The 13,494-nt window shown below is 53.2% G+C and carries 7 protein-coding genes; 2 read left to right on the forward strand and 5 right to left on the reverse strand.

Features of this window, described 5'->3' with window-relative positions; genetic code table 11:
- Positions 1 to 3 precede the first annotated feature (3 nt).
- A complete protein-coding gene (locus tag ACO0LK_RS22445; protein WP_422979021.1) occupies positions 4 to 1,305 on the forward strand; it encodes an AAA-associated domain-containing protein in 1,302 nt (433 codons plus the stop codon).
- An 18-nt stretch (positions 1,306 to 1,323) separates the two neighbouring features.
- Here ACO0LK_RS22445 and ACO0LK_RS22450 read toward each other — a convergent pair whose 3' ends face one another.
- The 4 genes from ACO0LK_RS22450 to chrA all read right to left on the reverse strand — a co-directional run bounded on the left by ACO0LK_RS22450 (position 1,324) and on the right by chrA (position 8,271).
- Positions 1,324 to 4,518 carry an error-prone DNA polymerase gene (locus ACO0LK_RS22450; RefSeq protein ID WP_422979023.1) on the reverse strand — a complete coding sequence of 1,065 codons (3,195 nt, stop codon included), beginning with the start codon at positions 4,516 to 4,518 and terminating at the stop codon, positions 1,324 to 1,326.
- Positions 4,519 to 4,523: 5 nt separating this feature from the next.
- Positions 4,524 to 6,122, reverse strand: a complete 1,599-nt coding sequence (locus ACO0LK_RS22455) for a Y-family DNA polymerase (protein WP_422979025.1) — start codon at positions 6,120 to 6,122, stop codon at positions 4,524 to 4,526.
- Positions 6,025 to 6,759, reverse strand: a complete 735-nt coding sequence (imuA, locus tag ACO0LK_RS22460; RefSeq protein ID WP_422979026.1) for a translesion DNA synthesis-associated protein ImuA — start codon at positions 6,757 to 6,759, stop codon at positions 6,025 to 6,027. Before imuA ends, ACO0LK_RS22455 begins: the two co-directional genes overlap by 98 nt.
- A 138-nt stretch (positions 6,760 to 6,897) precedes the next feature.
- Positions 6,898 to 8,271, reverse strand: coding sequence for a chromate efflux transporter (chrA, locus tag ACO0LK_RS22465; RefSeq protein WP_422979029.1), 1,374 nt, complete (start codon positions 8,269 to 8,271; stop codon positions 6,898 to 6,900).
- A 169-nt stretch (positions 8,272 to 8,440) separates the two neighbouring features.
- Between chrA and ACO0LK_RS22470 the strand changes: the two genes are divergently transcribed.
- Positions 8,441 to 8,668, forward strand: a complete 228-nt coding sequence (locus ACO0LK_RS22470; protein ID WP_186945261.1) for a hypothetical protein — start codon at positions 8,441 to 8,443, stop codon at positions 8,666 to 8,668.
- 484 nt (positions 8,669 to 9,152) lie between these two features.
- Here ACO0LK_RS22470 and ACO0LK_RS22475 read toward each other — a convergent pair whose 3' ends face one another.
- The gene (locus ACO0LK_RS22475) at positions 9,153 to 13,211 is read right to left on the reverse strand and encodes a Pls/PosA family non-ribosomal peptide synthetase (RefSeq protein ID WP_422979031.1); all 4,059 of its coding nucleotides are present in this window, start codon (positions 13,209 to 13,211) and stop codon (positions 9,153 to 9,155) included.
- Between the last annotated feature and the right edge of the window lie 283 nt (positions 13,212 to 13,494).

The raw sequence follows: 13,494 nt of genomic DNA on the forward strand, positions 1-13,494 counted from the left end.
AAGATGAATCAAAACTTATTACTGGACCTGAACCAGGTCGCCAAATCATTCAAAGCCGCTGACGGTAAATCCCGCCTGATCCTCGATAAGGTTGATTTTCAACTTAAAGAGGGCGAGATCGTTGCGCTGCTGGGTAAATCCGGCTCTGGCAAATCGACTTTGCTGCGGATTATGGCAGGCCTGATTTCTGCGGATACTGGCAAGGTAGCCTATCGCGATAAATCCATTTTCGGACCGGTTGCAGGCATTGCGATGGTGTTTCAGTCATTTGCCCTGTTTCCCTGGCTGACGGTGCAGCAAAACGTGGAACTGGGGCTGGAGGCACAGGGTGTCCCGGCTGCAGAGCGTGAAGCCAGGGCCGATGCCGTGCTGGAATTGATAGGCCTTGCGGGCTTTGGCGGCGCCTTGCCGCGTGAATTGTCAGGTGGCATGAAACAGCGTGTTGGTATCGCCCGGGCACTGGTGACCAATCCCGATGTATTGCTGATGGATGAAGCATTTTCTGCACTTGATGTGCTGACCGGTGAAACCTTGCGCAATGACATGCTGGATTTGTGGGAAGAAGACCGTATTTCCACCAAGGGCATACTCATCGTGTCGCACAATATTGAAGAAGCGGTGATGATGGCGGACCGCATCATCATTCTGTCCAGTGATCCCGGTACGGTACGTTGTGAAATCAAGATAGATTTGCCAAGGCCGCGCGATGTGGATTCGATCGAAGTCAGGGCGCTGATCGATGAAGTGTATGGCTTGATGACCATGCGCGCCACCCACGAAGCCACTGCCGAAGCATCCCATGCGCGGCATCTGGGCTACCGTCTGCCGGAAACCGATGTCAGTCGTATTGAAGGTGTTCTGGACTTGCTGGCCGAGGCACCATTCAACGGCCGTGCCGACTTGCCGCAACTGGGTGAAGAGGCTGAACTGTCTGATGAAGAATTATTCCCTACCTATGAAGCCTTGAGTCTGCTGGGTTTTGCCATTCTGGAAAAGGGCGATATCATGCTGACGCCTTTGGGCAAGAAATATGCGGAAGTCGATCAGGCGCAGAAGCAGGAATTATTTGGTCAGCAGTTGTTGACCCATGTACCGCTGGCTGCTCATATACGACGCAATCTGGAAAGTGAAACAAGCGGCAGTCTGTCCGAACAGCCCTTGATTGATTTGCTGGAAGAGTTCCTCAAAACCGATGAGGCAAAACGGGTCCTGGAAGTGGCTATTGAATGGGGGCGTTATGGCGAAGTCTATGAGTATGATTACCATACCGGCCGTCTGACTTTGCCGGAAACGAATGATGAATAAGCGCATTCTCTGCGTGGTTTAACAGAAATCCCTGCTGCCTGCCGCCAACTGTCCCAGTAAATGGGACATGTCGACCAGACGTTTGGCGACCAGGTGGCGGACTTCAGCTTCACATTGCCAGATACCATAGACGCCCAGCAACTGGGCGTTCAAGACTTCGCGTCTTTGCTTTTCCACCAGTGAAGGCCAGATGATCACATTCACCGGCCCGGTTTCATCTTCTATGGTGATGAACAGTACACCCTTGGCCGTACCGGGCCGCTGCCTGACTGTCACCAGCCCGCAGCCACGGGCAAATTGTCCCTGCTGGAAAGTATTGAGCATGTCTGCCGGCAGGAAACGCTTTTCCAGTAATTGCGGGCGCAACAGGGCAACAGGATGGCGTTGCAGGCTCAGACCCATGGCATGGTAGTCACTGCGAATTTCCTGTGCTTCTGTCGGTGCTTTCAGTACAGGTATCTGTTCCTGTATGCTGGTTGGGCGTAGCAAATCCCGGTCTGGCAGGGCTCCGACGGCTTCCCACAAGGCCTGGCGGCGATGGCCGCTCAGGGAAATCAGGGCATTGCCAGCTGCCAGTACATGCAGGTCATGACGGTTCAGTCCGGCGCGTCTGGCAAGATCCTGTACGTCGGTAAAAGTCTGTTCCTGACGGGCTTGCTGTATGCGCAGGGCCGTGCTTTCAGACATGCCCTGCAATAGGGAAAACCCCAGGCGGACGGCAGGTTGCAGGGTACTGGTGTAGCGATTGTTTACCATTTCTTCCAGTGAAGAATCCCAGTTGCTGTACATGACATCAGCCGCTTTGACTTTGACATCATGGCGGCGTGCATCCTGTATCAATTGTGACGGCGAATAAAATCCCATGGGTTGCGAGTTCAGTAGCGAGCACAGGAAGATCGCTGGTTCATGGCATTTGATCCAGCTGCTGATATAAGCCAGTATGGCAAAGCTGGATGAATGGCTTTCAGGAAAGCCATATTCGCCAAAACCCTTCATCTGTTCAAAAATGGCTTCGGCAAAAGCTTTGTCGTACTTGTTTTTGACCATGGTGTCGACGATTCTGTCGTGATAACCTTCCAGACCGCCTTTGCGTTTCCAGGCTGCCATGGCGCGTCGCAGGCCATCGGCTTCGCCAGCAGTAAAATCGGCGGCCAGCATGGCAATCTGCATGACCTGTTCCTGAAAAATCGGTACTCCCAGGGTTCTGCTCAGGGCAGCGCGCATGGCTGGGTCTTTGTGTTCTTCTATGGTTTCCTTGCCCTGGCGACGGCGCAGATAAGGATGGACCATGCCACCCTGAATCGGCCCGGGCCGCACTATCGCCACCTGCACCACCAGGTCATAAAATTGGCGCGGCCGCAGGCGTGGCAGCATGCTCATCTGCGCCCGCGATTCAATCTGAAATACGCCTATGGTATCGGCCTTACAGATCATGTCGTAGGTGACGGAGTCTTCCCTGGGAATGTCTTGCATGCTGGCTGGCTTGCCTGGGAAGCTGGCCATCATGTCCAGTGCCCGCTTCAGGGCTGACAGCATGCCCAGCGCCAGCACATCCACCTTCATCAAACCTAATGATTCCAGGTCATCCTTATCCCACTGGATGACGCTGCGGTTTTCCATGGCGGCATTTTCTATCGGAACCAGGCGCGACAGTTTGCCACGGGTAATCACAAAGCCACCGCTGTGCTGTGACAGGTGGCGCGGAAAACCCAATAACTGCGTCGCCAGTGTTGCCCATTGTTGTGCCAGCACGGACTGGACATCCAGTCCGCATTCGGCAAAGCGATTCAATAATTCCTGCTTGCTGTCAAACCAGCGATGTGACTTGGCCACGGCATCGACAATTTCCAGATCAACTCCCAGCGCTTTTCCTACTTCACGCAAGACACCACGAGGACGGTAGGTATGTACTGCGGCGGCCAGTGCAGCGCGATTTCTGCCGTATTTTTCATAGATGTATTGCATGACTTCTTCGCGGCGCTGGTGCTCGAAATCAACATCGATGTCGGGCGGTTCATTTCTTTCTTTGGAAATAAAACGACCAAACAGCAGGGTATGTGTTTCTGGATTGACTTCGGTAATGTGCAGGCAATAACAAACCACGGAATTGGCGGCAGAGCCACGTCCCTGACACAGGATTTTTCTGTTTCTGGCAAAATTCACGATGTCATACACGGTCAGGAAGTAAGCCTCATAGGCCAGGTCATTGATCAGGTGTAATTCGGTTTCTATCTGGTCTGCCAGCCCTGATGGCAAGCCTTGCGGATAACGCAGTTGTGCCCCTTTGTACACTGCCTCGCGCAGATAGGTGGCGGGTGTGTGCCCTTTGGGAATCAGCTCATCCGGGTATTCATAACGTAATTCACTCAACGAGAAATTACAGGCATTGGCAATGTGGATGGTTTCGGCCAGCGCCTGTCGCGGGTAGATATTCGCCAGCCGCAAGCGTGACCGCAAATGCTGCTCTGCATTCAGTGCCAGGGCGTAACCACATTCAGCTACTGGCTTACCTATGCGTATGGCCGTCATGGTGTCTTGCAAGGGCTTGCGTGAACGCACATGCATGCAGACCTGGCCAATTGCTACTACAGGCAGTTTTAATTGATCGGCGGCCAGATACACTTGTTCCTGCTGATAGGCGTCGGCCATTTGCGTTAGCAGATTCAAGCCTATCCAGGCACGTCCGGGAAAGGTGTGTGCCAGCCAGTTGGCCTGGTTTGCCAGGCTGACAGGTTCAGCCGGATAGGCCGGTACCAGTATCAGCAGACAATCCGGCAGCGATGCCAGATGGCGCAAGGCTTCGGGTGGTGCAGAGAAATCCTTCCTGGTCAGCAGGTAATGACCTTTGCTGCTGCGTCCACGTGCCAGCGTGATCAATTCGCATAAATTGCCATAACCTTCACGGTTTTGTGCCAGGGCGATCAGATGCAGCCCGGTCTTTGTTGCCTGCGCTTGATTCGTTTGTTCTTCGTTCAGTTCATCGCTGAGTATAAAGTGGCTGCCTATGATCAGGGGAAAGCCACTTTTCTTTGCTTCAGTATGTGCGCGGGCCACGCCAGCCAGTGAGCATTCATCGGTAATCGCCAGTGCCTGATAATCCAGACTGATGGCACGGGCTACCAGTTCTTCACCATGCGATGCGCCCCGCAAAAAGCTGAAATTGGTAATGCAGAATAATTCGGCATAGGCAGGGAGTAGGCTGCTGCTTATCATGATCTTTACCCAAATACACCATGCAAAAACCAGACGGCATGGTCACTGTCCGGGTCCATCGCGCGTTCACGATAAATCCAGTAACGCACGGCTTTGGCATCTATGGCGACAAAATAATCGCGTGCCTGTATCTGTTCATGCCACCAGCCAGCTTCTATGCGCTCGGCTGGTGAAATCAGTGACAGTTCTGATTCGTAATAAGGGCGGTGATTGCGGATTTCCAGTGGCAAAGCTTTGGGCAGCAACCAGTCTGGTCGTAAATTGACTGCTGCATGCATACCGGCAATCGGGCCCTCATTGGATGCAGTGGTTTTTTTTATCGTCCCTTTCATGACTGGTTTTGTGACCGATTTTATGACTGATACCCAGGCATTGGCCACATCTGGTCTGTGGTCAGCTTGCGGCTGGGCTTTCAATACAGCGTTTTCACCCAGGCGGGCAACCAGTAATTCCAGTAATCGCTGATGGTCTTCTGCCTTGCCCCCTGGTTCGGGAAACAGGGTTTCACTTTGCAGTTCACGTGGGCTAGTCTGTTTGACCTCCAGCACGATGGCGATGACGGCGCTGTGCAGTTTTAACTGCGTCAGCCTTTCCTTGAACAGGCTGAGCAAATGCGCTTCCTGCCAGCAGGCTTGCCCCAGCTTCAGATCAAACAGGGTAGGGGGAATGGCCTGGCGTCCCCGTTCATGCAATAACTCCAGATGGATATGACTGACTGCCAGGTGCTGCACCGTCAGCCAGCCCAGCAACTGGGTCAGCAGACTGCGGGCATACATCAGCAGGGCATCGGCCTGCTCGATACGGTCAGGCAATTCCACCCTGGCCTTGAATTCGGGTGGGGCGAGATGCCATTGATGCAGTTCGGTTTGTTCGCCATAAGCAGCATCGAGTTCATGCAGGATGGCTTTGCCACAGCGTCTTTGCAGGCCAGGTCGTGGCAGTTGTCGCAAATCTTGCAGGCTATGGCAGGCAATGCCCTGTAATAATTCCAGCGAATCTTGTGCTGCTGTCAGCAGGCCAACAGGCAGGCGGTCCAGATGCCGGGCGAGCTTTTTAGCGCCCAGCACATGCTTGCCCACACGTTTTTTCTGTGCCGCTAGCCTGGCAAAAAGCCATGCCGCCCTGGCTACGGGGGCAATCCCCGTGTTTGCCGTCAGTCCCAGTACCTGCATGGTGGCCTGAATACGCTTGCGCAAGGCGCGGATGCCGCCAAACAAGCTCAGGCTGGCACTGATATCGATGAGAATGGTGTCGTCTTCTGCCAGCGCCACCTGGGGCGAATACTGTAGCAAAGCAGTAGCACTGGCCAGCAAATCCAGTTGCTCTTGCTGGGTGTCGCGTTGAAAGCAGCGAATATCAGGCAGCAGCATTTGCGCACCACCCGTGCGCATGCCCGGATACACGCCAGCCTGGCGCGCTGATTGCGAGACTGCACTGACCCGGCCCTGCTGAAGCACGGCACTGGGTATGCTTTCTTCGACGCCGGGCCAGTGTTTCACAAACACTTCAAGCTGGAGCATGGGCAGGTGTACGGCGAGCCAGAGTGGTGGACGTTGCACCAGCATGCCTGTCTGCCGTACTATTTTCTTTGTTGGTATGGACATGTGAATACAAATAATGATGGGCTGCTATACGCAGTGTCAGCGGACGATCACGCAGGCCGCCACGACGCTTGATCATTGCCAGTTCCAGCCCGCCGGCGACAGGCCGCAGACTCAGCCGCAACGGAGCCGGTGATGGCAGTGGTGCCATTTGCAGGTTGCGCATCAGGCAAAAAAAGGTATCCGAACTTTGGGCTGCCAGATGCAGGCGACGCAGTGCTTCACTGCGTATCTGTGATTGCCAGAACAGCAGGGCACCGCAACTGCCATTGCGTAACACCTGTTCAGCTGCCCAGAGTGCATTTGACTGCTTGCTGCACGTGATCCAGATTAACTGCGAGGTTTCTAAATGGGCGCAGGACAATGCCAGTGCCTGCGGTGTATAGGGCGGTGTCAGCAAGACGATGGGGCGCCCCTGCAATTGATTCAGGGCTGGTTTTAATAAGCTCAGTTCGGCAATGCCGGCGGTGGGTAACAGAATTTCTGTCAATTGCCCCAAGGGCCAGCCACCACCGGGCAATTCAAGACGCAATTCAGGAAAACCGGTATCCAGATAAGCGCCATGACCACGCGCCAGTTGTGAGGCACGCCACAATGCGGGATGTATACCTTCGGCAACAAGTGGGGAAATACTGGGCATGATAGATTATACTGTATAAATATACAGTATATGTAATTCTACCCAAAACTTCAAACACAAACTCGCTGCTTATTCATTCCTTATTAGCCGCATTGCCCATATTGCAGTTTTGTTATTGCAACTTTCTGAGGCATGTCATTAAACCAATGTCTTGATGGCCAGGCCCAGGACAGCACATGCAGCGATGACATGGATCACATTGCGTTTGAAACCTAACAGGGCAATGGCGGCAGCGATGGCGATCAGGGCAGACATCCAGTCCAGCTGGCCAGAAAATCCCTGTGGCCAGATGACGTGATAAGCAAAAAACAAGGCCAGATTCAAAATCACGCCCACTACGGCCGCCGTAATTGCCGTCAACGGGGCGGTGAAATTGATATCGCCATGGGTGGACTCCACCAGCGGCCCGCCAGCCAGGATAAACAGAAACGAAGGCAGGAAGGTGAACCAGGTCACCAGCGCGGCAGCGACTGCGCCGGCCAGAAAGAGCGCATCTGGCCCGAACACGGCCTTCACATAACCACCAACAAATCCCACAAAGGCCACCACCATGATCAATGGCCCGGGAGTGGTTTCACCCAGTGCCAGGCCATCTATCATCTGCGTTGGTGTCAACCAGCCATAGCCGCTGACGGCCCCCTGGTAGACATAAGGCAATACCGCATAGGCACCGCCAAACGTCATCAGGGCTGCCTTGGTAAAAAACCAGCCCATTTGCGTCAGTGTATGATTCCATCCATAGTATGCCGTCAGTAAACCCATAGGGATGGCCCACAATACCAGGCCCGTGATCAGTACCCATAACAAACGGCCCCAGGCAAACCGGGCATGAGCCGGTGTCGGTGTGTCGTCGTCAATTAGCGCCGGGCCATAGGAAGTGTTGGCATTGCCATGGCCTCCGCCAGTCTTGAATTTTTCCGGTACCAGCCTGCCACCTGTATAGCCAGTGATTGCCGCCAGCACGACGATGACAGGGAAAGGAATATCCAGAGCAAAAATTGCCATGAACGCAGCGGCCGCAATGCCCCATAAATAGCCGTTTTTAAGTGCGCGTGAACCGATGCGGTGTGCCGCCTGTACCACAATCGCCGTGACAGCCGGTTTGATGCCATAGAACAAACCGGCCACCAGATTCAGGTCGCCATAGACGATATAGATCCATGACAGAGCAATCAGTATCAACAGGGAAGGTAATACAAACAGCGCACCGGCAGCAATGCCACCACGTGTTTTATGCATCAGCCAGCCTATATAGGTAGCAAGCTGTTGTGCCTCAGGTCCGGGCAGGACCATGCAGTAATTAAGGGCATGCAGAAAGCGCCGTTCTGAAATCCAGTGGCGGTTTTCCACCAGTTCCTGATGCATGATGGCAATTTGCCCGGCAGGACCGCCAAAGCTGATGAAGCCCAGCTTCAGCCAGAAAAGCAGCGCCTGTCCAAAGCTGACCGCAGTCGGTGGCGTAGCCTGTTTGAGAGCAGCCGGGTCAGATTGCGTCATAGTGGGTAGCGTCATTTTTCATGTTTTTGCCTGCCTGTAGATGAGCTCAGAAAACGACATCAGAATAAATACTGATTGCATATACAGTGCTTTGTGTTAAAGTACGTTCATGGACGAACAATGCTGCGTAATGACCTGATTACTGTCCTTCTATCATTCGTAACCGACATGGAGATTAACTATTATGGCAAACCTTGAACAGTCTTTTGACACACGTTTCAGCCTGCAATTCGCCCCGACTTCTTTTCTGATGCGTCTGGGTCGTCGCGAGATATTCGTCTGCCGGGATTTCCGCCAGCGTTCTTACTACGTTAACCCCGTAATGGATTGCAGTACCGGCGTGCAGGCAGGCCATCTGGAAATTCTGTTGCTTCGCAAATGGCTGGTGATACTGTCAAAAGCAAACTGGTAATTCGTATTTTGACAATCATTCAGTTCTAATACTATTGTACCGAGAATGGATGTCATTTCTATGTCAGCCTTGATCTGACTATCCCGGCTGACTGTCAAAGCGGGCTGACTGTCAAAGCGGGCTGACTGTCAAAGCGGGCTAGCTGTCAAAGCGGGCTAGCTGTCAAAGCGGGCTAGCTGTCAAAGCATACAAACGATGAATGATTCCCTCATGCATAGACAGACGGGCTTTGCAATGCAGTTAATGCATGCATGCATTCATGCATTACTCAAAATGACACTTTCCAATCATCATGCATCAAAGCTGATGAGATTGAAATCATTGAACCGTCAAGCCAATCTGCCCTGCACACTTGAACGCGTAGCTGAAAACAGATACTACAAAGCCCGGTTTATCGTCAATTGAGAGATAAGCCGGGCTTTGCAATTCTGCTGCCAGAATGGGGCCAATTGATCATAAAAGCATGCTGATCACAAAAGCATGCTCATGCCCCCGTCATCGCCGCAGGACAACCATGCCAGCTGGAACCTGCCGGTATGAACTCACCTTTCATCACCAGTGTGAGTGCACCCAGGCTGGCATTGTCTGCCACCACTGCGCTGTACAGAACGGCACTGCGTGGCCCCATATATACACGTTCACCAATGCTGACATGATCAATTTTCATAACACGGTCTTCAAACAAATGGGTTTGCGGACAGGCGAGTGCATTGATTTCGCTATAGGCACCAATGCTGACGCAATCAAATTCGGTAATGTCGGTGGTATCCATATACACACCACGCCCGATTTTACAGCCCAGCAAATTGAATACCAGCGGCAGCCAGGGGGTGCCACGCAGATAACGCATGAAATTTGGTACCGCTATCCCTTCATACAGATTGGTAATGCCTTCCGATATCCAGACAAACGGTGTCCACATGGGTACGCTGCTCTTCTTGTAGCGGAAAATAAGCAACCATTTCAGCGCCAGTACAAAGGCAAAACTGCCGACACCATACAGCAGACCGGCAATCACCAGGTAATACAGGACTTCACTCCAGCGGTCATCACCAGCCAAAGGCATCAAATCCAGAACGATGGTATAGCCGACGGCAATCACCATGGCATGTGGCGCAATGATACGAAACGCCTCAATCAGACCACGGCCCAGACGACGGATAATGGATGGTCGGAAAGTCAGGTTTTCCGGGAAGCCCCTGGTTTCCTCACGTGCCGGTAAATGAATTGCCGGCGAACCCAGCCAGGTGTCACCTTCACGCATTTGCTGATTCGATGGTGCGCTGGTATGCACACCGATGAGTACATTTTCCGGCAGTATGGTGCCATCCGGTATATACGCACCATTACCGACAAAGCTGCGACGTGAAATGACGGTAGGGTGCATGCTCATCCAGCCACCGTCGATTTGCTCATCCCCCAGCAATACCGCATCGGCAATAAAGGTGTCATCCCCCAGCGTCAACATATCGGGTACCACACCCAGTGCTGTTGAAATTTCGGCACCACGACCCACCTTGGCACCCAGCAGGCGATACCAGAACGGCGCATAGACCGTGGCATACACACCGTGCAAGACATTCAGGCTGGATTCCTGTATCTGGTTGACCAGCCATTTGCCGCAATAGGTATTACCGTGTACAGGGTATTTACCTTCTTTCAAGGTAGGCAAGATACTCCAGCGTATACCGGCCGACAGCAGGGCAGTGCAGACGATCAGCACAGCCGTTGCCGGGAAGGCCAGCAAGAAATACTTCACCAACTGGAAAATCACAGAATTGCTTTGCAAGCCAGGGAATAATTCAGAATTATCAAACCAGTCTATCGTCACAAAGCTGGGGAAGACCGGCATGAAGAACAATGCACTGATCAATAAGGACCCAAATACAAAAAAGATCGTCTCGCCCACCAGGCGCAAGGCAGAAACTTGCGGCCTGGGCGGATACATCTGCGGATCAAATGCTCCCACATCGCGTGCTGGCGAACCTTTCCAGATGCGCAAAGCCGGGATAATCTGGCCACTGCTCAGGGCCGATTGCGCTTCAAGATGGCCACCCGCTTCAATTTTGACATCGCCTTCCAGTACGGCATAAGAACCGACATAGGCTTCATCAGCCATGGCAATGCGTCCCAGCAAAAGCTCGCCATGCTGGACACGGGCATTTTCAAAATTGCTGGCATTACCGATGTTGCAGTGATCACCTATCTGCAACAAATCGGGCGCACGCAAGGTGATGGAGCCTATCACCACATCCTTACCAATTTTGGCACCGAGCGCACGCAACCACCATGCATACAGCGATGAGCCGCTCAGCATGTAAGCCGGCGCTGCTTCCATGAGCCGGTCTGCCAGCCACCAGCGATAATAGGTCCAGCCCCACAGCGGATACCGCCCGGCTTTAAGCCGACCGGCAATCAGCCATTTGCCGGCAATGGCAACTGCAAATTCGGCCAGCGTCAGCAACAGGAAGGCACCCACCGACAAGGCTACCGCCCTGGCGATGGAATCCTCAGGGTCACCAGTAAAGTAATGATAGGCAAAAAATGGCGCCAGCCATTGCACCATGCGCATTGCCACCAGCCAGGGAATAGCGACAGCCTGGCCCAGACCACACAGCCAGCGCTTCCAGTCGGGGGCGTGGGTCCAGACCTTGCTGGTACCAGATGTTGCCGCCGCAGTTGCCGCAATAGCCTGGGCCTGGCTGGCACTTTCTAGCGCAGCCAGCAAATTGCTGATGGTGCGATGCTGGTACACATCGCTGATTCTGAAATACGCAAATTGTGGATGCTTGCGCAGCATGGAGACCAGCTTGGCCGCCATCAAGGAGTGGCCACCCAGGTCAGTAAAAAAGTCAGATGCGCGACGAATCGCCTGACCAGGGAACAGACTTGCCAGGGCAGGGAACAGGACTTCTTCCGCTGCGGTTTCGGCGACGTCAGAATCATGATTGGCAGCCAACTTCACCAGCGCAAGTTTTTTCAGGGTATTGCGGTCAATCTTGCCCGAGGTCAGTCTGGGCATTTCAGGCAGATATTCAAACCGGGCCGGCACCATGTACACGGGCAAGGCTTTAGCCAAGGTGGCACGCAACTCGGCTGCGTGTCGCGCAAACGCTTCTGCACCGGCATCAGCCGCTAACTGATCGTTGACGATAAAGGCAACGATCTGGTCTATCTCATCTTCTTTGCGCAGCACCACGGCCACGGCGCCCACACCAGCCTGCCTGGCAAGCACAGATTCAATCTCGCCCAGCTCAACCCGGAAGCCACGGATTTTTACCTGATCATCCGCCCGCCCAAGGCATTGGACCGTGCCATCCGCATTAAAACAGGCCAGATCGCCGGTGCGGTACAGCCTTTCTTCATGTGGGTGACTGGCCCAGGGGTTGGGCAGAAATTTCTCCGCTGTCAGATCGGGACGCCCCAGATAGCCTATCGCCACACCGGGGCCAGAAATGCAAAGCTCGCCAGTTTCACCCGCAGGCAACAGACGCAGGTCATTTTCCACATCAGTAGCAATTACCAGCAAAGAATAATTCGGCAAAGGCTTGCCGATATTCACCGCCTGGTCTGCCTGTAGCCTTGCCAGACTGGCCGAAACACTGGCTTCTGTCGGGCCATAGGTATTGAACATCTGCCGCCCTGGCCGTGACCAGCGCTTGACCAATACCTCGGGACACATCTCGCCACCCAGATTGATCAGACGCAGGCTATCAACTTCATGTGTGAACAGGGCAAGCAGGGTAGGGACAGCATGCAAGACCGTAATATGATTTGCATTCAGTGCCAGCGGCAAGGCATCGGGGTCAGCCGTAATTTCTTTGGGTGCCAGCCATAAGGTCGCCCCCACCAGATAACTGATCCAGATTTCTTCAAAGGACATATCAAATGCCAATGAAAACCCCTGATACACACGATCATCATTGCGTATGCCCAGCACATGATTTTCACTGCGCAGGAAGTGGCAGATACTGCCCTGATTAACCAGTATGCCCTTGGGCTTGCCCGTGGAGCCAGACGTGTAAATGACGTAGGCTGGATCTGTGCCTTTAACCGGGCCACGTTTCAACAGGCTGGCATCGGTCGATGTCAGCAGGTCTTCCGCCAGCCAGGTAGTAAGGGAAAGGGTATTCAGTGCATCAGCAAATGCCTGGCAACTGACGATGCCAAAGGCATTCGCATCTTGCAGGCAGACTGCAATGCGATCAATTGGCGTATCCGCATCAAAAGGCAGCCAGGCCGCGCCCGATTTGGCAATAGCGGCCTGCATGACCAGCAGATTAATGCCCCGCGTCAGCCACAGCCCGACTATATGTCCCGGGCGCACACCCGCAGCAATTAAAACAGAAGCGACACGATCAGCATGTTCGTTTAACTGGTGATAACTGAGACTTTGCTCACCTGCAATAAGTGCAGTCTTGTCTGGAAATGCTGCCGCCGTCGCTTCAAGCAGATCTGCCAGCACTTCATCACGCAAAAAATCAGGTCTTTGCTCACCATACAAAATTTCAGGGCTTGCTATTGTGCTGCTAAACGAATGCATAAAAAATTCAAAAGAGAAAGGTCACTTAATATAGGCTAAATTTTGGGTGTTTACGCCAAATACTTTCTCGTGTTGAGAAATTGCAACTAAGATGCTGATTTTAACATTTTGATACACCAGCACGGTGGTTTTAAGGGGTAAGAAAACGCTGATATTTGTGCACGATAAAATCGTGATCAGTGTGCTGTTCATGTGTTGTTGTGCGGTGCGGAAAAATTGCTGAAGACTCTTTAGTTGGAAGAACCTTGTAGCAGGTGACGTGCGATGATCAACGAGGACAGTT

It is taken from the genome of Undibacterium sp. Ji49W, assembly GCF_049340205.1.
GTDB lineage: Bacteria > Pseudomonadota > Gammaproteobacteria > Burkholderiales > Burkholderiaceae_D > Undibacterium.

What these genes read in the sequence shown, in the direction of transcription:
- ACO0LK_RS22445 (WP_422979021.1), top strand. Translation starts at nt 4, where the DNA reads ATGAATCAAAACTTATTACTGGACCTGAACCAGGTCGCCAAATCATTC.
- ACO0LK_RS22450 (WP_422979023.1), bottom strand. Translation starts at nt 4,518, where the DNA reads ATGATAAGCAGCAGCCTACTCCCTGCCTATGCCGAATTATTCTGCATT.
- ACO0LK_RS22455 (WP_422979025.1), bottom strand. Translation starts at nt 6,122, where the DNA reads ATGTCCATACCAACAAAGAAAATAGTACGGCAGACAGGCATGCTGGTG.
- imuA (WP_422979026.1), bottom strand. Translation starts at nt 6,759, where the DNA reads ATGCCCAGTATTTCCCCACTTGTTGCCGAAGGTATACATCCCGCATTG.
- chrA (WP_422979029.1), bottom strand. Translation starts at nt 8,271, where the DNA reads ATGACGCTACCCACTATGACGCAATCTGACCCGGCTGCTCTCAAACAG.
- ACO0LK_RS22470 (WP_186945261.1), top strand. Translation starts at nt 8,441, where the DNA reads ATGGCAAACCTTGAACAGTCTTTTGACACACGTTTCAGCCTGCAATTC.
- ACO0LK_RS22475 (WP_422979031.1), bottom strand. Translation starts at nt 13,211, where the DNA reads ATGCATTCGTTTAGCAGCACAATAGCAAGCCCTGAAATTTTGTATGGT.